This window comes from Proteus sp. TSJ240517, from assembly GCF_047921575.1.
GTDB lineage: Bacteria > Pseudomonadota > Gammaproteobacteria > Enterobacterales > Enterobacteriaceae > Proteus.
Genome location: NZ_JBLRMH010000001.1, coordinates 718,573 through 737,592, shown reverse-complemented (window position 1 = coordinate 737,592; position 19,020 = coordinate 718,573). Strand labels below are relative to the sequence as shown.

Here is a 19,020-nt window from a genome sequence, read left to right as displayed (position 1 = left end):
CCTGATAATAATTAAAAAATCCTTATGTTAACGATCACCGCATTACTAGAAAACAAATCGATTAATCCTGAACTTAACCATTATCCTGGTTTATCATTATTGTTAGAAGATGATGAGTGCCAAGCTAAAATTCTCTTTGATACTGGAAAAGACCTTACCTTTATTTCAAATGCAAAAAAAATGGGTATTGATTTAACCACATTGAAAACGATTGTTGTGTCTCATGGGCATTATGATCATTTTGGTGGACTTACACATTTGTCAGCAGATTTTTTCACCCATAAACCACGAATTATCGCCCATCCTCATTTATTTTCTGTTCGTTATTCAGCCCTTTTTTTAGGTAATAAAAATATTAAATTTAAACGTTTAGCACCTTTATTTGATCGAGCAAAACTCGAAGCGCAGTTTTCTTTTGAATTAACACAAGCACCGTTAGTAATCGAAAAAAGTTTTATCTATTCGGGACAAGTGACTCAACGTCAAGTGAATAAACGCTATGGTGTTATTATTCATGAATCAGGTGAAGAAGATGATTATGTTCTTGATGATAGTTTTCTTGTTTGGCAAGGAAAAAAAGGCCTAGTGATTATCACTGGTTGTAGTCATTCTGGTATTGAATCTATCATTGAGCACGCGAAAAAAATAACCGGAAATAACCAAATTCAAGCGATTGTCGGGGGATTGCATTTACGTTGTGCAACACCATTTGATTTACAGCGTGCTAAAAAAGCCATAGATGAAAATATTGATGTGTATGGATGCCATTGCACTGGGGTATTAGGGCGAAAATATCTTAATGCGAAAGATTTCAATGCAGGACAATCTTTATCTTTTGAGTAGTATTTAATAGAACGAAGTCTATTGAAAGAGACGAAATTTTTGTTTTTTTGGTTTGCATTCTAACAAAATAAGCTATTGAAACAAAAAAATTAAAGTGCATTTAGTGCTATTTATAATGAAGAGAATAGTCGAATACTTATTGGCAATAAATAATATAACTTTATTGCCAAAAGGAAAGTGTTTTGGTGATTTTACTTGCGGATAACCATTACTGAACGCGACGTATTGTTTACAATATAATCCGCTGTCGAACCCAGTAAAATATTACGTTTATTACGAGAACTTGAACCAATAATAATGGTATCTGCATCAATTTTATCTGCTAACTCTAGAATATTATAATTAGGCGTACCAATAACGGCATGGCATTGGTATTGCTCTTTGAGTAAGTTAAATTGTTGTTTTACGCATTGCTCTAATTTTTCAGTCAATAAAACTAAAGCTTGTTGCTTTTTCTCAATGACCGACGAGCTGTCACAATTAAGCCCATAAGCTTCTAAAGAGCGCAAATTAGGCATAACTGTAATGAAATGGAAATAATTTTCTGGTTTCCTAGCTAGGAAGTGAATATCTTCGATCATGCGCTGAATTCTGCTATCTTCTAATAAATCAATTGCAACGAGGTATTTGTTAGCCATAGTGTGCCTTTTCAATAAATTAGCCCTTAAATTAAGTATAAGTAAATCGGCTTACAAGTTGAAATTTAAAAGTAAATATTGCGATTATTGCATCATTATTCTTGGTTTTTTGGCTCTAAAAGATAAAAAAATGGTGTGGTGAATGCGTAAATCCATTAAAATTTAGTAAAATTGTCTAATAGATCTTTTATTGTTTTTACACATCACGGAATGATCCCACTAGGTTATAGTTTATATGAGAAAATCAAGCGAAGACTTACTGAAATGTATTGCCACTATATTACAGTGGGTGCTTAATATTGGGTTACTTATTTTAGCGATTGTATTGGTCAGTTTTCTTATCAAAGAAACATATGTAATTGCTTCATTATTATTTAATTTAGGTGCAGAAGAGTCGTCTTATCAATTATTAGAAGGTATTTTGATCTACTTTCTTTATTTTGAGTTTATTGCACTTATTGTTAAGTATTTTTTATCTGGTGGGCATTTCCCATTAAGGTATTTTATTTATATCGGAATAACAGCAATAGTACGACTCATTATTGTTGAGCATAAAGACTCCGTTGATACGCTAATTCAATCAGGTGCAATATTGTTGTTAGTTATTGCGTTATTTATCGCTAACACTGAAAAACTAAAACGAACTTAATTCGCCTATAAGTTGTGCTTAGTAAGCTACTCAGCATAGAAAGCATGACTTAAGATTAAAAATAAAGAGTAAGGTTTTCCGCAAGATTGGGAGAGGTATGTTATTATCTCTCCCAATTCTATTCTGGGTTATACAAAAATATTACTATGTCTTATCAATGTCCATTATGTTATCAGGCGCTTTCTCTTCAAGCTCACAGTTGGGTCTGTGAAAATAATCATCAATTTGATTGTGCTAAAGAAGGGTATGTCAATTTGTTGCCAGTGCAATTTAAACGCTCAAAAGAGCCTGGTGATAGTGCTGAAATGATTAACGCACGCCGTGAGTTTTTAGATGCAGGTTTTTACCAGCCAATGCGAGATAAAGTGGCTGAGTTAATACAAACATTATTGCCTGAAGATAACAGTGTTGTATTGGATATTGGTTGTGGTGAAGGTTATTACACCAATCAATTTTATCAAAATCTAAAATTACATAATTCACAAGTTTATGGCTTAGATGTTTCTAAGGTTGCAATTAAATATGCAGCTAAACGTTATTCATCCATTCATTTTTGTGTAGCTTCAAGTCAACGTTTACCTTTTTGTGATGCTTCTTTAAATGCGGTTGTGCGTATTTACGCCCCCTGTAACAGTGATGAATTAGCAAGAGTCATTGTGCACAATGGTTATATTATTACTGCTACACCAGCCCCTCGTCACCTTTATCAGTTAAAAGCACTGATTTATTCAGAAGTACATCTTCATCCATTAAAAGAAGAACATTTTGATGGGTTTAATAAAGTGTCTGAACATCAAGTTGCTTATATGATGAATTTAAACGGTAAGCAGGCTTTTGATTTATTACAAATGACGCCGTTTGCATGGCGTGCAAGCGAAGAAGTAAAACAGACATTAGCGGAAAGTAAAAACTTTGAATGTGAAACAGACTTTTTAATTCGAGTCTATCAACGTCATGCTTAATAATGTGAAATAACAATATTTTATTAAGTTAATAAAAAAGCTTAGGTCGTGATATTTCAAACCTAAGCTTTTTAATATGCTTTATTAGCGATTATTTGGCGTACATAAATAATTCTAAGTGTTCGAATACAATATTAAAGCCGATAGCAATTAATACGATCCCGCCAATAATTTCTGCTTTTTTTCCAAGTACTGGGCCAATGTAGCGCCCAATTAGCATACCCAGCGTAGCCATGATCATGGTCATCATACCAATCGTCATTGCGGTATGAACAATATTGACTTGAAGGAACGCTAAACCGACACCAATTGCCATTGCATCAAGGCTTGTAGCAATACCTGTGGCGATTAAAGACAGTGAGCCGTGGCGTTGTGGGGCTTCTTCTTCACAAGGACAATCATCGCCACGTTTTAAGCTTTGGTAAATCATCCGGCTACCAAGAACAAACAGTAATCCAAAGGCAACCCAGTGATCCCATTGAATAATATATTGGCTAGTATATAAGCCTATCGCCCAACCAATAACGGGTGTGCTGGCTTCAATAATACCGAATATAAATCCAGTGCGGAGTGCTTCGCGAAAACGAGGTTTGTGTAATGTGGCTCCTTTACAGACAGCAACAGCAAATGCGTCCATAGAAAGGGCAAGGGCGAGAATGATAGTAGCGTAGAAACTCATAATAAAGCCTCGGTTGGGGTATTTCCATATACACACAATTGACCCCCAACCAAAGAAGTACAATTATGTGTCTATGGTCTTGCCAACCGTATTACGGCATCTGCACCACGCTAGATGAAAATAAGCGAGTATGTTGATACAGATTTCTTAAAATAATTATTCTTATTTTAAGACAGGCTACTCCCCAATGACTTGGTGCAGAAGATAACATATTATTTTCGAAAGGCAACATATTATTTATTATATTTCAAAGATGATATTGATAATAATTATCATTATTAAATCAGATTGCTTTAAATATATTTTAAACGATCTTTAAATGTTAAAAAAATGATAAAATTCAATATGATGAATTATTAACTATATAATAAATAATGGGTTTTAATTATTTTTATAATAAGAAATTAATATTTTATAGAAATGAGTACACCTAAAAATTATAAGCTCTATTTCCTTCAAAATTAAATGAATATTAAATGAGCCTATATTTAATAAGTATATTTAGTGATGAAATTTAATATATAAAAATAAAAAGTTTTAAATTATAAAAAGATAGATTGCTTAATTTCAAATGTATATTTAATAATTATTTTCTTTAGTTATCTAAGGGTTAAGCGATGATTAAAAATAAAGTAGCTGAAATAAAAAAGCCATTCAAAATGAATGGCTTTTCGTCTAAATAGTATTAATTAGTCACACTGTACTTTGATTGCAAGACCACCGCGCGATGTTTCGCGGTATTTAGCATTCATGTCTTTACCCGTTTCATACATAGTTTCAATGACTTTATCGAGAGAAACACGAGGTTCACTGGTACGACGAATTGCCATACGCGCGGCATTAACGGCTTTAACAGAAGCAATGGCATTACGTTCAATACAAGGAACTTGAACTTGGCCTGCAACAGGGTCACAAGTTAAACCAAGGTTGTGTTCCATACCGATTTCAGCAGCGATACAGACTTGTTCTGGACTTCCGCCTAATAATTCAGCAAGACCCGCAGCTGCCATTGAACAAGCTACGCCAACTTCGCCTTGGCAACCTACTTCTGCACCAGAAATAGAAGCATTCATTTTGTAAAGAATACCAATTGCGCCAGATGCTAAGAAATAGCGTAAGTAGATTTCTTGTGTAACAGGTTCGATGCAACGATCGTAGTAAGCCAATACAGCAGGAACGATACCACATGCGCCATTTGTTGGTGCTGTTACAACGCGTCCACCTGCTGCGTTTTCTTCATTAACCGCCAGTGCAAACATATTGATCAGATCAACGACTTTCATTGGATCGTTTGACAGGCTGTTGCTTGATGTCAATAAGCGATTTAATGCAGCAGCACGACGAGGTACACGTAATGGCCCTGGTAATACGCCTTCTGTATTTAAACCGTGTTCAATACACTCTTGCATTGTTTTATAAACATCAGCGAAATAAGCATTAATTTCTGCTTGAGTATGCAGATCCAGCTCATTTTTCATCATTAAGCTGGAAATGGATAAACCCGTTTCTTTACAGTGTTTTAATAGCTCTTCTGCGCTAGCATAAGGGTATGAAACAGGCTTGCTGTTTAATGTTGATTTACCGAAGTTTTCTTCATCAACGATAAAACCACCACCAATAGAGTAGTACGTTTTTCTATAGACTTCTTTGTCGCCAGCAAAAGCATGGATTGTCATACCATTTTCATGTAATGACAGGTTGTCATTGCTAAAATGCATACTTTCTGCTGGGAAATCGACCACTTTTAAGCCGTTTGCTAATGATAGCTTGCCAGTTTCTTCAACTTCACGAATAAAACCGAGAATGCTGTCAATATCGACAGTAGCTGGTGCATTACCTGCTAACCCCATAATAATTGCGATATCAGTATGGTGACCTTTGCCTGTCAAAGACAAGGAGCCGTAAACATCAACAGCTACGCGAGTGACAGACGCAATCAATTCCTGGCTGACTAAATCATCGACAAATTCTTTACCCGCTTTCATTGGCCCTACGGTGTGAGAGCTAGATGGTCCGATGCCCACTTTAAACATGTCGAAAACGCTAATCACGTCAGACTCCTTAATAATAAGAGAGAGGGTTAAAAAGAATGAAATATAGTTATTTATAGTAAAGGGATCGTTTTTACGATTATATCGTCCCGTTAATGATGTAGTTTACAACATTTTTTTAAAATAGCTAAGTAGAGTTGTGAAGGCGATGATAAAAAGCACAAGCTGAATATAAAATAGCGTGTTAAGTAATATGTAAAGCGAGTCTATGTAAAATAGCGGCGGTTAATCCCCAGACGAGATGTCCATTATAGGGATAAAAGTAGATACGATGATTTTCACCAGCACGATGAAAATCTAGTGGTTGATAATGTTGGGCATTAAGTACATGGCTTAGTGGCATTTCAAAGATAGAGGCGACTTCAGCGGGGTTATGGCGTAAAGGTAAACCCGCAGGAATAACACCCACAATAGGGGTAACTAAATATCCGCTAGAACTTTGCAAAGGGGCTAATTGACCAATAACGGATACGGCATGGGGGGGAATAGCCACTTCTTCATGCGCCTCCCTTAGAGCTGTTGCAATAAGGTTGCTATCTTCAGGATCGCGTTTACCGCCGGGTAAAGCGACTTGCCCTGCATGAGAGCGTAACGTTGATGCACGCTCAGTTAATAATAATGTTGGGTTAGGTTTATTGATAATCGGCAGCAAGACGGCTGCCGATTTTTGGGCATGAAGAGGCTGATTTACCTTGTCATCAGGTAATGTGAGTTGAAAACGATTGATAAAAGTATCAATGGGTGTCATCGATAGTAGACTCACTTAAAACAGTTAATATTTGCCCAAGTTTATCGAATGTTTCTTGGTACTCTTTTTCAGCAACGCTATCAGCAACAATACCACCGCCTGCCCAACAGTAAATTTTATTTTTTTCAGTTAATAAAGTGCGAATGCTGATATTGGTGTCCATTGTGCCACAAAAACTGATATAACCAATTGCACCACAATATCCATGGCGACGATGAGGCTCTAATTCTTCAATGATCTCCATAGCTCTGATCTTCGGCGCTCCGGTAATTGAACCACCAGGAAAAGCTGCTCTTAATAGATCCGTTGCTTTTAAATGCTCAGGAAGCGCTGCGGTGATGGTACTGACTAAATGGTGTACTGCAGGGAAACGCTCGACAACAAACAATTCAGGAACCTTAACAGAACCTGTTACTGCAACTTTGCCAATATCATTACGCATCAAATCTACAATCATTAAGTTTTCAGCGCGATCTTTACGTGAATTTGCTAATAATTGAGCTTGTTCATCATCTTCTTTTGGCGATGCTTTACGAGGTAGTGTGCCTTTTATAGGACGTGTTTCAATTTTATTATCAACTAAATGAATAAAACGTTCAGGTGAAACACTAATCACAAAGTTATTTGGCAAACACATAAACGAAGAAAAAGGTGCCTTATTAGCTTGATTCAATGTTAAGAATGCGTTCCACTCACTGCCTGTATAGCTTGCACAAAAACGTTGAGCTAAATTAACTTGATAGCAGTCACCCGAAAGTAAGTATTGATGAATTTTAGCAATTTTCTCGTTATATTCATCACTACTAATGTTTGATTGCCAATCTGTTGTTAAGGTGAATTGTGAATCAAGAGCTGTGGAAGTTTGGCTTTCTAACCACTGTAAGCGCTCATCAATATTGTGATAGCTAATTAAAGTGGCTTTTTTTAAGTCGTGATCGACAATAAGTGCCCAATCATAAATACCAATTGCCATATCTGCGAAACTAAGTTCATTTTTCGCTATTTCAGGTAGATTTTCAAAACGACGACCTAAGTCATAACTCCAGATACCTAAAGCGCCACCCAAAAAAGGCAATGAATCACTTTGTTCTGGGTGAAAATCGAATTGGTCCAACGCAGATTGAATGAGAGTGAAGGGATCTTTTTTGGAACGTTTGACCGTACCGTTTTTTTCTTTAATCGTTGTCGTTTGTTTGCGAGTTTCTAAAGTCACAGCAGGATCGGAGACAACAATATCAAAACGATTATGAGGATGTTCGGCAAAGCCAGAATGAAGTAAACTAGACCAAGGCAATGACGCAATAGGAGAAAATACCCGCAATGCTAGATCAGGGGTATAAGTTAGTTCGCGTTGTTGTAATTGCATATCCATCTTATGACCATGTAAACAAAGTGTGTTGTATTATTTGCACAATAAATTGTAATCAAAAAGATTACATTCATGTAAATACAAAATAGACGTTAATAAAGATAAGAGTAACATTATGTTTCTAGGAATGCCTACATTAACACATGAAGAGCAACAAAAAGCGGTAGAAAAAATCCAATCTCTTATGGCTGAGGGAATGAGCAGTGGAGAGGCTATCCAACTAGTAGCTCAAGAGTTAAGAGAGAAACACGCGACCCGTGAATCTGTTTCTATTGTATTTGATGATGAAAATGAATAAAACAATTTTTTAACAAATGTCACAATTGTGTTATTAACCATATGCTATGCTTAATGAAAACACATCCTGTTTTAAGGGATATTTTCGGGAGGTTATATGAAATTAAGCAAGCTTGTGAGTCAAACAGGGATACTTGGAGCAGGTCTTTTACTTGCCGTTTCTTTTGGAGCATTTGCAGAAAATATCGAAAATGTGAATAAAGATATTGTGCGCTCTGCACCATTTTCGAGTTGTGTTAATTTAGATAACAATCAACTTGTTACAAGAGTAAAAAATGATTATTTACAAAATCGTTTACCTCGCTGGCAAGATGATAAAAATGCATTAGGATCAAAACCTGTTGCAAGTATTAATGCTAATGAAGTTATCAAGATGGATAATAACTATCAGATGGTATTGAATGTAAGAGGGGCGAGAACAGATCTTCGTTACAATGTTCAAGTCAATTGTGATGACAATACTATTACTTATGTTTCCCCTAAATAATAGATAGGTGATAGTGAGTTGTAGTTAATCGATTGAAAGAAAAAGAGATAAACCAAGGTTTATCTCTTTTTTTTACCATTATCAAAATAACGGAGAGTGTTTGACTATTTTTTTACCGGTGGGTCATAAGGTAAACGAGAATAGTGTTGGCTTCTTGCACGATAAAATACCAGCCTTTCTTGAAAGAAGGCTTGAAAAGCTTGAGGCTGTTCTCTTAAAACAGCATCTGCTACAACGGGCATGTTATAGCGCTCTTTAAAAGCAACGCCTGAAGCGGCTAAGCTTATATTTAGCTTATCTTTTTCTTCTTGTGTTAATTCTGAAAGGTTATAACTCATTATCTTTCCCTCTATAACAATATAAGTAAGGTAAAAGAGCGTGCTTATTAATGCAAGTAAATAAAGATATTAGTCATTAATGTGTAGTAAAAATGATGTGCTTTATTTGGGGCGATTTTTAATCAAGGTCATTAAATATAACAATAAAAGTCTATCCTTCTTGAATTGTTATACCACTTTATGAGTAATTCAAATAAGGCTAATGATAAAATGAGCATTTTTAATCCTTATTAAATAGATTTTAAAATAGAGAAAAAAGCAGTTTATCTCTGAAAAGAGTAAATAATATGAATGTTTAATTTGATTTAGATCAATGAAAAGAGTGATGGATTTTGCATTAAAAATAGGTAAATAATGTTAATTTATTAATGAGATATTTCATGTGTTTTTATTTTGTATTATTTGACAATGAGTTATGATAAGGCACTGAAATATTGAGATAAAAAAATGCCCTGTTGGGGAAACAGGGCGAAAATTAATACAACACCAGGGAAAAACATAGTATAAATAAAATTAACCAAATGGTTAATAGGTAAACTTACGTGATTCTACATTTTTTTATTAATATTAAATAAAGGTTATTAAACTTTAATTAATGTTCAAAAAAGAATAAGGTTATTAATGAATAGCTAGTGAATAAAAAAGAGAAGAGAAAGCAATCAACAGTATTCATTAAAAATGAAAGATAACAAACCATGCTAGAATTAATGCATTAGGAAAGTATGATAAAATAAAGATGTAAAGTTTATTTTTATCTTATTTTAATATATTATTAATATTAAAGCATTTTATTGACATGACAATATAAAATATTTATTGTTAATTGTTATAAAAATCTTTATTTCTTAAATGTTAATTACTGAAATTTTAAATCTGACATTAAAGAAAATCTTAATTAAACACTTTAATAGTTCATTTAAATCTTATTTTAGATAAATAGAAAAGATTATTAATTGATGTTTTTTTAATCTGTTTGTTCTTTTTTCTAAAATGACTGATTAACTTAATGACTAAAGTATTTACTTTACTTTTCTGAGTTAATAAAATAAAGAAATAATTATTTATCCTAATGATATGTATGGTTTTTTATCTTTTCAATATTGTTCATTTTAGTTAACGATATAATTAAATTAAAATAATAACATGTAAAAAAATAAACAAAAAATATACATATCACGCAATATTGTGTTACATTTAGTTCGCTTTTCACACAGTAATTTTTGATATTACTTTAAGACGGATTCGGTTCAGTAATTGACTCAATTACACGATATCTGCTTACTTTTTTATTTCAATAGCGATGTAAGGATAGGTTATATACGTTATTACATAAGGGGATTGATTTGACAGGGCTAATAAACTTTGCGAATAACATTTTATGGGGATATGTTCTTATCTACTTACTTCTTGGAGTAGGTATTTACTTTACTATCCGTACTGGATTTATACAAATCCGACATTTTAGTCATATGTTCTCTATTTTAAAAAATAGCCATAAGTCAGATAAATCAGGGATTTCTTCCTTTCAGGCATTATGCACCAGTCTAGCTGCGCGTGTAGGTACTGGAAACTTGACGGGAGTCGCGATTGCTTTAACTGCGGGCGGCCCTGGCGCTATTTTTTGGATGTGGGTAGTCGCTTTAATTGGTATGGCGACATCATTAATAGAAAGTACACTCGCACAACTTTATAAAACAAAAGATGATGATGGTAACTACCGTGGTGGTCCTGCTTATTATATGACAAAAGGACTGAAAATGCGCTGGATGGGGGTTCTCTTCGCCATTTTCTTAATTATCGCTTTTGGCTTAGTTTTTAATGCTGTTCAAGCGAATTCGATTGCTCAAGCTACAGCTTCTGCCTTTAATTTTGATCCACTCTATGTGGGGATCTTTTTAGTACTCACCAGCGGATTTATTATTTTTGGTGGCCTGCGTTGGATTGCTCGTGTTGCTGAATTAGTTGTTCCTGTCATGGCAACAGCTTATTTATTATTAGCATTTTGGGTTGTTGCAGATCATATTGAACGCTTACCCGAAGTTTTCATTTTAATTTTTAAAAGTGCTTTTGGATTACAAGAAGCGGCTGCTGGTGCCATTGCTTACGGTATTAGCCAAGCGATGACACAAGGTATTCAACGCGGTCTCTTTTCTAATGAAGCTGGTATGGGTTCTGCACCGAATGCGGCTGCTTCAGCAACACCTTATCCACCGCATCCCGCATCTCAAGGCTATATTCAAATGCTAGGTGTTTTCATGGATACCTTGGTTATTTGTAGTGCCACTGCGGTGATCATTTTATCATCAGGTGTACTAGACAGTTATCCTGAAGGTATTAACGGTATTCAATTAACACAATTAGCCTTGTCATCTAGTGTGGGTGGTTGGGGAAGTACTTTTATTGCAATTGCAATTTTCTTCTTTGCTTTTACCTCCATTATTGCCAATTATGCTTATGCTGAGAGTAATATGATTTTCCTTGGACGTAATCACACAACAGGGCTATTTCTTTTACGTTCAGCGGTTTTAGCTATGGTGATGTTTGGCGCTTTAGCGGATATGCCTCTTGTTTGGAAAATGGCCGATCTCTCAATGGGATTAATGGCAATGACTAATTTAATTGCAATTATCTTGCTTTCTGGTGTCGCCTTAAAATTAGTTAAAGATTATAACCAGCAACGACAAGCAGGTTTACTGCCGACATTTGATATTCGCCAATATCCAGAGTTACAAGATGACATTGAGGAAGGAATTTGGGACGAGAATATTGTTCCTGATGAACCTTTAGTTCGATGTGAAAAAGTGAGCAATAACTAAAGCACTAATAAAAAAGAGTCAAAACGCAGAACCCATATTCTTTAATATGGGTTTTTTTATTACAATTTAACTTTGGGAATAATCAATCAAGGATCAGAAATGAGGTCTAGTCGGTATTATATAGGATTACTTATTGCAATAAGCCTCCTAACCAGTTGTGCCAAACAACCAGTATTTATTGATAGAGCTGAATATATAGTTAAAGTTATTCCTAATAAGCAGGAAGCAAATGACTGCGTAAAATATCTGGTGATGCACTATACCGCGCTAGATGATGAACGCTCGCTTAAGGTTCTTATTGGGGGGCGAGTCAGTAGTCACTATTTGATCTCTACACATCCTTCATCTATTGATGGAAAGCCAGTGATTACTTCATTAGTGGATGAAAGGCAAATTGCATGGCATGCGGGCATTAGTCAGTGGGGAGACGCAACTAGCTTAAATAATTGCTCTATTGGGATCGAGATAGTCAATCTGGGTTACCGTGATAATGGCAAGTTTAGGTATTGGTATTCTTATACAGCGGATCAAATCGTGACGATTTCAGCGGTAATGAAAGATATTATTGACCGTTATGATATCGAACCTCAAAACGTTTTGGGTCACAGTGATATTGCACCTCTCAGAAAAGTTGATCCGGGTCCTTTATTTCCTTGGGAAAGATTAGCCAGTCAAGGTATAGGTGCTTGGCCTGATAAGCAATTAGTGAAAACTTATTTAGCAGGTAGAGATCCTTCAGAGCCTGTTGATGTCGCGAACTTCCAAAAGTTATTACAGCAATATGGTTATCAAACACCAACGAATGGTGTGTTAGATAATAATGCACAAAAAGTAGTGAAGGCTTTTCAAATGCATTTTAGGTCGAGCAAAGCAGATGGTATTCCTGATGCTCAATCAGAGGCGATTTTAAAGGCATTGATTGAGAAATACCGAACTTAAAGTTTCCTGTGATAAGCTGTACTGAATAGATAGTAAAAATGCAGGTAATAGAAAAGCAAAAAGCGTCTCCAATATAAAATTTGGAAGACGCTTTTTTTATCAACTTATAATCAGCATTACAAATTAGGTGATATATGCTGGTTATTTCGCTGTATTTTCTATTGGAAGATTTTCTTCTTTAAAATTTAAGCTAACAACCAGCGAGATCACAAATGCAATCGCACCTGGTAATACCCAACCTAAGCCATAATCAGACAGTGGGATATAGCTAAATAATTGCAGTAAATCAGCATTTAACCATTTCAATTGTTTCAACGTATCGAAAAGGCTCATCAAAACAATGATTGCAATTGTAAAGCGATAGGTAAAGCGAGGCGCTTTTAATTTATTACGAATAAATTGCAGTAATACCAATGTGACTGATGTTGGATAAATCATTAATAATGCAGGAATAGTCACTCGTAATAGTGTATCAAGACCAAACGTTGATACGACGGTGGTCATTAATGTAAATACCACAACCCAAAAGCGATAGCCTAAACGGTGATGGAATGTCGCAAAGTAGTCTGCCGCAGCACTTGTTACACCGACAAGTGTTGTCATACTGGCTAATAAAACAATACCTCCCATCAACCAAGTACCCACAGAGCCAAATAACGCATCAACATAACGTGAGAAAATCTGGCCACCGTTAGTAGCATTGAGTGCTGGATCAGCAAAAACAGAAACAGAGTGGCTTGTTGCACCTAAGTAGAAAAGGCACAGATAAAGTGCTGCTAATAGTAAGACTGAAATCATGCCTGCTTTTATGGTAATAAAACCGATCTGGCGTGGTTCAGTAATGCCTTTGGTATATAAAGCACGAGCAACGATACCACCAAATGCCATAGCAGAGAGGACATCCATGGTTTGGTAACCATCAATAAAACCAGAGAAGAAGCCATTTACCGCATAAAGGCCTGTTGGTTCACCAATTGGGGAAATCGGTTTAGCCACAACAGCAATACCCACAACCACCAGCAGAATTAACAGTGCTGGTGTCATAAACTTACCAATGGCGCTTATCATTGTGCCTTGTTTGAGCATGAAAAACATACTTGTGATATTGAAAACAAGTGCGAAAGTAAGGTGTGTTGCCGTATTTTTCTCAATAAGCCCTAAAGGTAAGAAACCCATTTCATAAGCAGTATTGGTGACACGAGGCATCGCAAAAGTAGAACCTACGATAAGATACAGTGCTACCCAGAAAATCACAGCCACCCATGAAGGCAAATCAACAGAAAGGCGCTCTCCACGTCCACGAATTGCGACGATAACCAAGGTAAGAAAAGGGAGTAAGACACCTGTAACCAGGAAGCCTAAAGATGTACTAAACCAGAGGCTTCCTGATTGGAAACCCGCCATAGGAGGGAAAATAATATTGCCAGCGCCAAGGAAGAGTGCGAAAACCATCATCCCAAGAACGAGCATGTCTTTTGTAGAAAGCATAACTAAAACTACCTGTCTGTGAAGAAAATATATTAATGATTTATATTTGTTATTCTATATCTAGCCTAATTAACAGCTTAATATGTTGTGAAAATGCAGTTTGAATAACGAAAAGTGAATTGATAGTAACAAATTCTGAAGGATATGTAAGAAGAAAGGCAGATTTAACGCTCATTTAACAGTAATTATAGAATAATAAAAGGCTATGTTTTTGGTCGAAAAGCAGTGTGATCCTCTGCTAAGGATCACAATTGCTATATAATTTTGTAGACATTCGCGATAAAACACAAAAAAGATCGTGTTTAAATAAATTTATCGATAGCTACTGCAACACCGTGCTCTTCATTAGAAAGTGTGACGAATTTAGCGACTTTCTTCACTTCTTCAGGCGCATTTCCCATCGCAACACCTAAACCCGCATATTTTAGCATTGCCAAATCATTACCTTGATCACCAATACACATGATTTTTTCTGGTGTGATTTTCAAATGTTCAGCAACTTTTTTAACCGCACTCCCTTTATTGACATTGGTATTTAATACTTCAATAAAATAAGGGGCACTACGTAATATGCTGTATTGTTCATAAATATTAGTAGGAAGATATTGAATAGCATTATCCAAAACGGCAGGTGCATCAACAATCATAAACTTACTAAAATACATATCAGTTTGCATTTCATTCAGTGGACGATAATAAAGCGGAGTCCAAGATAAAAAGGCTTCTTGGCAGGTGAAATGGCTAATATGACTGTTGGTAGTATAAATCTTATTATCGCTGATAACGTGAAAATGGACGCCAATCTCACGAGCAAGGTTTTCAAAATAGAGATAATCTTCAAAATTGAGCAGATCTTGAATAATCACTTCACCATTATCTGCTTGATGGATTTGGCTACCATTATTGCTGATGCAGTAACAATCAGAGGTATCAAGACCGAGTATTTTTAAATAGGGATAGATGCCATTGAAGGAGCGTCCTGAAGCTAATACAATCTTAACTCCCGCCTCTTTTGCTCGCTGAACTGCTTGTTTTACTTCTGGCGTAATTTCGTGTTGTTTGTTAAGCAAGGTTCCATCTAAATCAATCGCGATAAGCTTAATACTCATTAGCATCCCCATATTAAATAAAAGCAATTATGATAAAGGAAGGGCGAAGCGGTCTATCATCACATAGCTTGAGTATTATTTATGTGACATTAAAGGCTATCTGTATAATGCCACATAAATGGAAGGGTTAATCACAACAAGGTGATTGTAAATGTAAAGGCTGTTTGGTTTCTAAAACGATCTCTTGATTTTGCCGAAAGTCGAAAGGCGTGATGCCATACTCTTTACGGAACATATAAGTAAAGTGAGATTGTGAACCAAAGCCGAAATCAAGGGCGATATCGAAGATAGAGCGCTCACTGGTACGTAATAAGTGAATAGCACCAGCTAATCTACGCTGACGGATATACTTTCCTAAAGAGGTGCCCGTGACTTCTTTAAAGATTTTCTGCATGTGCCAAAGAGAATACCCAGAATAAGCCGCCAACTCTTCAAGATGGATAACACGGCCTAAATGCTCCTCAATCCATTTACTTAGGGCGCAAACCAATGCGAGATGATTATCTTGTGGCATTACAGTTCCATTCTATCAATGAAGTTAAGGTAAAAATCAAAATTAACTCCCTAATCTTATACAAAAAATAGCAGACAGAGAAATCCATATTAATGGACAGCTATCTCTAATCGTTGGCAAAATGTGTACTTAAATAATATAAGGTCATTTTACATACAGTTTAGAGCGAAATAATGCAAATTATCTGAAGTCTGTCGAGGAAGCGTTTACCTTTCATAATGAAAGTTATGCTAAATTTACTCATAGAGATAATTGATTGCGAATTTTATAACAACAACTCCCTGTCTTGTTATCGTATTTAAGCGAATGCTTATAATGTGATAAGTCATACTAACAAAATGTATTTAAAGGATTTTAAATTGAACGCAAAGAAAATAATTATTAGCTTAATTATTGCATTAGTCATTACCTTTGGCCTCTATCTTGTGGCTTTAGATAATTTTTGCGATCGAGGAGAGGATTTCCAACAAGGTCTTTGTCGCTTTACCACATTATTCCCCTCTAAGCATCACTAAAAGATAGCTTTTCTTATTATTTTTCGCCTAGCATAAAATGTATTTGTTATTCAAGTCAGAATAGTGTTTTAATGGTGGCTTGAAATAAACAAAATCGTAAATATTAGTTTACACGTTAAGTTGATAAAATAATAAAGAGAAGAGGATGTATGGCGAGAGAGTCGCAACAGACAGAACTTAAGCGCGGTCTGAAAAATCGACATATCCAGTTAATTGCGCTGGGTGGTGCTGTCGGCGCTGGTCTGTTTCTTGGTATAGCGCAAACTATTAATATGACAGGCCCATCAGTAATATTAGGATATGCTATTGGTGGTTTTATTGCGTTTATGATCATGCGCCAATTAGGCGAAATGGTTGCCGAAGAGCCAGTTGCGGGTTCATTTAGTCACTTTGCTAATAAATATTGGAGCCCATTTGCTGGCTTCTTATCTGGCTGGAACTATTGGGTGATGTTTATTCTTGTCGGTATGGCAGAATTAACAGCAGCAGGTAAATACATTAACTATTGGTTACCTGATATTCCTGTTTGGGTTTCCGTTGCTATCTTCTTTGTGGCAATCAACTTAATCAATTTGATCAACGTTAAGATGTATGGTGAAACAGAGTTCTGGTTTGCCATTATTAAAGTATTAGCGATTGTTGGTATGATTTTATTTGGGAGTTACTTACTGGCAAGTGGTAATGGTGGCCCTCAAGCTTCGGTTAGCAATTTATGGGAGCTAGGCTTTTTCCCTCATGGTTTTACGGGGTTCATGTCTGCATTAGCCATTGTGATGTTCTCTTTTGGTGGACTTGAGCTGGTGGGGATCACTGCGGCTGAAGCTGAAAACCCAAAAGTGAGCATCCCAAAAGCGACTAACCAAGTTGTTTATCGTATTTTAATTTTCTATATCGGTTCATTGTTAGTGTTACTTTCACTTTATCCTTGGACTCAAGTTGTGAAAGGTGAAAGCCCATTTGTTCTGATTTTCCATAACTTGGATAATTTCTTAATCGCGAATATTTTAAATGCCGTGGTATTAACTGCTGCACTGTCTGTTTATAACAGTGGTGTTTATTCTAATAGTCGTATGCTTTATGGTTTGGCAAAACAAGGTAATGCGCCACATGCGCTTTCTCGCATTAATAAACGTGGTGTACCGGTAGTGTCGTTACTATTGTCAGCAATTGCGACTTCATTAGGTATCTTAGTTAACTATTTATTACCTGATCAGGCACTAGAACTATTAATGGCGTTGGTTGTAACCACGTTAGTACTTAACTGGATCATGATCTGTTTAGCGAATTTAAAATTCAGAGCGGCAAAAACAAAAGAGGGTGTAGAGCCTTTCTTTAAAGCACTTTGGTATCCATATGGTAACTATATCTGCCTTGCTTTCTTATGCATGATTTTAGTGATTATCTTATTTATGCCACAAGTGAATATTTCGGTGATTTTAATGCCATTCTGGATTGCGTTCTTATGGGTTGGATTTAAGATTTCCCGCATGAAAAAAATACCTAATAGCGCCCAAGCAAGCCAAGATATTTAAATACTACTGACTTATTTGGATAATAAAAAACGCATCATTAAGATGCGTTTTTTATGTTCTATTTTTATTATTTGCAATTATTTTGAACGGAAAAAATAAAAAATTACTGCCAACGTAACCAAGCAAATAACACGTTACCATTGTTATAAGTACCAGGCACATAAGTGGCTTGTAATGAAAGATGTCCGTAACCGACAGAAACTAACGGTAACGGGAGTGGCATAGGAATATAGTTGTATTCATGGCGCGCTGTAATACTTAGTGTAAAACCTGCGCCCATACGAAACCCGTCTTTATCACCGGGATACCACATTTTCTCAAAACCATAACCCATAATAGGCTGTACACGGTTATTTGAGTCCATAAATGCCATCGCATAAAGAGAGTGCCAATCACCATCGTTGTCATAACGATATTTCCCCATACCAAAGCCCCAAGGTGTTTCGTTATAGCGATCCGTTTTTTCTTTATCGTAAGTAAAACGATTATGCCAAGTCCATACAGGCAAATAGTAGTTATATTGGTCATTGTCCCAAGTTTGATTGACATTACGTTTGAATTTTCCCCAGTAGCTTTCTTCATTATTAGATTGAGATGGATTACTGATGATTTGTTGGTTTTCTGTCGTAATAATCTGATGGGTATTGGAATTATTTTCAGAAGCGAAAGCAGACGTTGTTAATGCAAGAGACAACAGCGTTGTGGCTAATACGCTAGGGTGAAAATAGGATGATGACATAATATAACTCCGAGTACGGCATAAACAGTGATTCTGGTGATGACAAATAAACATTATTAATAGTGTTATTTAATCGACAAGTATTTAAGATAAGAGGTATCTGAAACTTTACTTCTTAAATAAAATCTTAAGGGATAAGAATCGGTTATAAAGAAAATAAATAGATTTATTATATTTATGGATGTAATTTTGTCTGATATTAAATGCTGTTTATCTTTATAATAATGTATTGTTTTTAATGAAAAATTAAGTTTTTATTAGATTGCTAATAAATAGCTGATAAATAAGGTTAAAGAGAAATAATTTT

Annotated in this window: 19 protein-coding genes and 1 riboswitch; of the genes, 9 read left to right on the top strand and 10 right to left on the bottom strand. The window is 35.6% G+C overall.

All coding sequences use genetic code 11. The annotated features are described in order from the left end of the window. The first annotated feature begins 24 nt into the window (after positions 1-24). Positions 25-843 (top strand): MBL fold metallo-hydrolase, encoded by an 819-nt coding sequence (locus ACNARN_RS03485; protein WP_198621009.1) that lies wholly within the window; start codon positions 25-27, stop codon positions 841-843. A 191-nt stretch (positions 844-1,034) separates the two neighbouring features. On the opposite strand, the gene ACNARN_RS03480 is transcribed toward ACNARN_RS03485, so the two are convergent. Further along, entirely contained in the window at positions 1,035-1,481 is a 447-nt protein-coding gene (locus tag ACNARN_RS03480) for a universal stress protein (protein WP_368887839.1), read from the bottom strand. A gap of 235 nt (positions 1,482-1,716) precedes the next feature. Here ACNARN_RS03480 and psiE point away from each other — a divergent pair, with 235 nt between their 5' ends. Next, positions 1,717-2,130: a phosphate-starvation-inducible protein PsiE gene (psiE, locus tag ACNARN_RS03475; protein ID WP_023581865.1), complete on the top strand. Its 414-nt coding sequence runs from the start codon at positions 1,717-1,719 to the stop codon at positions 2,128-2,130. 146 nt (positions 2,131-2,276) lie between these two features. Beyond that, a complete protein-coding gene (rlmA, locus tag ACNARN_RS03470; protein ID WP_416304156.1) occupies positions 2,277-3,092 on the top strand; it encodes a 23S rRNA (guanine(745)-N(1))-methyltransferase in 816 nt (271 codons plus the stop codon). 91 nt (positions 3,093-3,183) lie between these two features. Here the strand turns inward: rlmA and mntP are convergent, their stop codons facing one another. From mntP to pabB, 4 genes are all read right to left on the bottom strand, one after another. Continuing rightward, a complete protein-coding gene (gene mntP, locus ACNARN_RS03465) occupies positions 3,184-3,771 on the bottom strand; it encodes a manganese efflux pump MntP (RefSeq protein WP_109374204.1) in 588 nt (195 codons plus the stop codon). Between the two features lie 85 nt (positions 3,772-3,856). Continuing rightward, a riboswitch (yybP-ykoY riboswitch) is annotated at positions 3,857-3,969 on the bottom strand. A gap of 491 nt (positions 3,970-4,460) precedes the next feature. Beyond that, positions 4,461-5,822, bottom strand: a complete 1,362-nt coding sequence (locus ACNARN_RS03460; RefSeq protein WP_416304155.1) for an L-serine ammonia-lyase — start codon at positions 5,820-5,822, stop codon at positions 4,461-4,463. Positions 5,823-6,006: 184 nt separating this feature from the next. Further along, on the bottom strand, positions 6,007-6,570 hold the full coding sequence (locus ACNARN_RS03455) for a CoA pyrophosphatase (RefSeq protein ID WP_109374206.1): 564 nt from the start codon (positions 6,568-6,570) through the stop codon (positions 6,007-6,009). Continuing rightward, on the bottom strand, positions 6,557-7,942 hold the full coding sequence (gene pabB, locus ACNARN_RS03450; RefSeq protein WP_198621012.1) for an aminodeoxychorismate synthase component 1: 1,386 nt from the start codon (positions 7,940-7,942) through the stop codon (positions 6,557-6,559). The genes ACNARN_RS03455 and pabB overlap by 14 nt, the downstream gene beginning before the upstream one ends. 112 nt (positions 7,943-8,054) lie before the next feature. Here pabB and ACNARN_RS03445 point away from each other — a divergent pair, with 112 nt between their 5' ends. Then, the gene (locus tag ACNARN_RS03445) at positions 8,055-8,237 is read left to right on the top strand and encodes a YoaH family protein (protein ID WP_109374208.1); all 183 of its coding nucleotides are present in this window, start codon (positions 8,055-8,057) and stop codon (positions 8,235-8,237) included. Positions 8,238-8,333: 96 nt separating this feature from the next. After that, on the top strand, positions 8,334-8,723 hold the full coding sequence (gene yebF / locus ACNARN_RS03440; protein WP_198621013.1) for a protein YebF: 390 nt from the start codon (positions 8,334-8,336) through the stop codon (positions 8,721-8,723). Positions 8,724-8,827: 104 nt separating this feature from the next. On the opposite strand, the gene ACNARN_RS03435 is transcribed toward yebF, so the two are convergent. Further along, the gene (locus ACNARN_RS03435) at positions 8,828-9,061 is read right to left on the bottom strand and encodes a DNA polymerase III subunit theta (protein WP_100160381.1); all 234 of its coding nucleotides are present in this window, start codon (positions 9,059-9,061) and stop codon (positions 8,828-8,830) included. 1,343 nt (positions 9,062-10,404) lie between these two features. On the opposite strand from ACNARN_RS03435, the gene ACNARN_RS03430 reads away from it, so the two are divergent. Both ACNARN_RS03430 and ACNARN_RS03425 read left to right on the top strand, forming a co-directional pair. Continuing rightward, complete coding sequence (locus ACNARN_RS03430; protein ID WP_198625734.1) at positions 10,405-11,877, top strand: alanine/glycine:cation symporter family protein; 1,473 nt, start codon at positions 10,405-10,407, stop codon at positions 11,875-11,877. A 99-nt stretch (positions 11,878-11,976) separates the two neighbouring features. After that, positions 11,977-12,816, top strand: coding sequence for an N-acetylmuramoyl-L-alanine amidase (locus tag ACNARN_RS03425; protein WP_416304154.1), 840 nt, complete (start codon positions 11,977-11,979; stop codon positions 12,814-12,816). A 141-nt stretch (positions 12,817-12,957) separates the two neighbouring features. On the opposite strand, the gene brnQ is transcribed toward ACNARN_RS03425, so the two are convergent. The 3 genes from brnQ to ACNARN_RS03410 all read right to left on the bottom strand — a co-directional run bounded on the left by brnQ (position 12,958) and on the right by ACNARN_RS03410 (position 15,927). Next, positions 12,958-14,304 (bottom strand): branched-chain amino acid transport system II carrier protein, encoded by a 1,347-nt coding sequence (gene brnQ, locus ACNARN_RS03420; protein ID WP_198621016.1) that lies wholly within the window; start codon positions 14,302-14,304, stop codon positions 12,958-12,960. 302 nt (positions 14,305-14,606) lie between these two features. Then, positions 14,607-15,413, bottom strand: a complete 807-nt coding sequence (gene yidA, locus ACNARN_RS03415; RefSeq protein ID WP_198621017.1) for a sugar-phosphatase — start codon at positions 15,411-15,413, stop codon at positions 14,607-14,609. 127 nt (positions 15,414-15,540) lie between these two features. Next, positions 15,541-15,927, bottom strand: a complete 387-nt coding sequence (locus ACNARN_RS03410) for a helix-turn-helix domain-containing protein (protein WP_006533085.1) — start codon at positions 15,925-15,927, stop codon at positions 15,541-15,543. Between the two features lie 338 nt (positions 15,928-16,265). Here ACNARN_RS03410 and mgrB point away from each other — a divergent pair, with 338 nt between their 5' ends. Both mgrB and ACNARN_RS03400 read left to right on the top strand, forming a co-directional pair. Beyond that, complete coding sequence (gene mgrB / locus ACNARN_RS03405) at positions 16,266-16,442, top strand: PhoP/PhoQ regulator MgrB (protein WP_229096604.1); 177 nt, start codon at positions 16,266-16,268, stop codon at positions 16,440-16,442. A gap of 149 nt (positions 16,443-16,591) precedes the next feature. After that, positions 16,592-17,974: an amino acid permease gene (locus ACNARN_RS03400; RefSeq protein WP_198621018.1), complete on the top strand. Its 1,383-nt coding sequence runs from the start codon at positions 16,592-16,594 to the stop codon at positions 17,972-17,974. Between the two features lie 103 nt (positions 17,975-18,077). On the opposite strand, the gene pagP is transcribed toward ACNARN_RS03400, so the two are convergent. Further along, on the bottom strand, positions 18,078-18,713 hold the full coding sequence (pagP, locus tag ACNARN_RS03395) for a lipid IV(A) palmitoyltransferase PagP (RefSeq protein ID WP_416304153.1): 636 nt from the start codon (positions 18,711-18,713) through the stop codon (positions 18,078-18,080). Between the last annotated feature and the right edge of the window lie 307 nt (positions 18,714-19,020).

Bases quoted from the DNA above. Each gene is read 5' to 3' on its own strand.
- ACNARN_RS03410 (WP_006533085.1), bottom strand. From the start codon at position 15,927: ATGCCACAAGATAATCATCTCGCATTGGTTTGCGCCCTAAGTAAATGG.
- ACNARN_RS03425 (WP_416304154.1), top strand. From the start codon at position 11,977: ATGAGGTCTAGTCGGTATTATATAGGATTACTTATTGCAATAAGCCTC.
- rlmA (WP_416304156.1), top strand. From the start codon at position 2,277: ATGTCTTATCAATGTCCATTATGTTATCAGGCGCTTTCTCTTCAAGCT.
- psiE (WP_023581865.1), top strand. From the start codon at position 1,717: ATGAGAAAATCAAGCGAAGACTTACTGAAATGTATTGCCACTATATTA.
- ACNARN_RS03445 (WP_109374208.1), top strand. From the start codon at position 8,055: ATGTTTCTAGGAATGCCTACATTAACACATGAAGAGCAACAAAAAGCG.
- yidA (WP_198621017.1), bottom strand. From the start codon at position 15,413: ATGAGTATTAAGCTTATCGCGATTGATTTAGATGGAACCTTGCTTAAC.
- ACNARN_RS03480 (WP_368887839.1), bottom strand. From the start codon at position 1,481: ATGGCTAACAAATACCTCGTTGCAATTGATTTATTAGAAGATAGCAGA.
- mgrB (WP_229096604.1), top strand. From the start codon at position 16,266: ATGTATTTAAAGGATTTTAAATTGAACGCAAAGAAAATAATTATTAGC.
- ACNARN_RS03455 (WP_109374206.1), bottom strand. From the start codon at position 6,570: ATGACACCCATTGATACTTTTATCAATCGTTTTCAACTCACATTACCT.
- pagP (WP_416304153.1), bottom strand. From the start codon at position 18,713: ATGTCATCATCCTATTTTCACCCTAGCGTATTAGCCACAACGCTGTTG.
- ACNARN_RS03435 (WP_100160381.1), bottom strand. From the start codon at position 9,061: ATGAGTTATAACCTTTCAGAATTAACACAAGAAGAAAAAGATAAGCTA.
- ACNARN_RS03485 (WP_198621009.1), top strand. From the start codon at position 25: ATGTTAACGATCACCGCATTACTAGAAAACAAATCGATTAATCCTGAA.
- pabB (WP_198621012.1), bottom strand. From the start codon at position 7,942: ATGGATATGCAATTACAACAACGCGAACTAACTTATACCCCTGATCTA.
- yebF (WP_198621013.1), top strand. From the start codon at position 8,334: ATGAAATTAAGCAAGCTTGTGAGTCAAACAGGGATACTTGGAGCAGGT.
- ACNARN_RS03400 (WP_198621018.1), top strand. From the start codon at position 16,592: ATGGCGAGAGAGTCGCAACAGACAGAACTTAAGCGCGGTCTGAAAAAT.
- brnQ (WP_198621016.1), bottom strand. From the start codon at position 14,304: ATGCTTTCTACAAAAGACATGCTCGTTCTTGGGATGATGGTTTTCGCA.
- mntP (WP_109374204.1), bottom strand. From the start codon at position 3,771: ATGAGTTTCTACGCTACTATCATTCTCGCCCTTGCCCTTTCTATGGAC.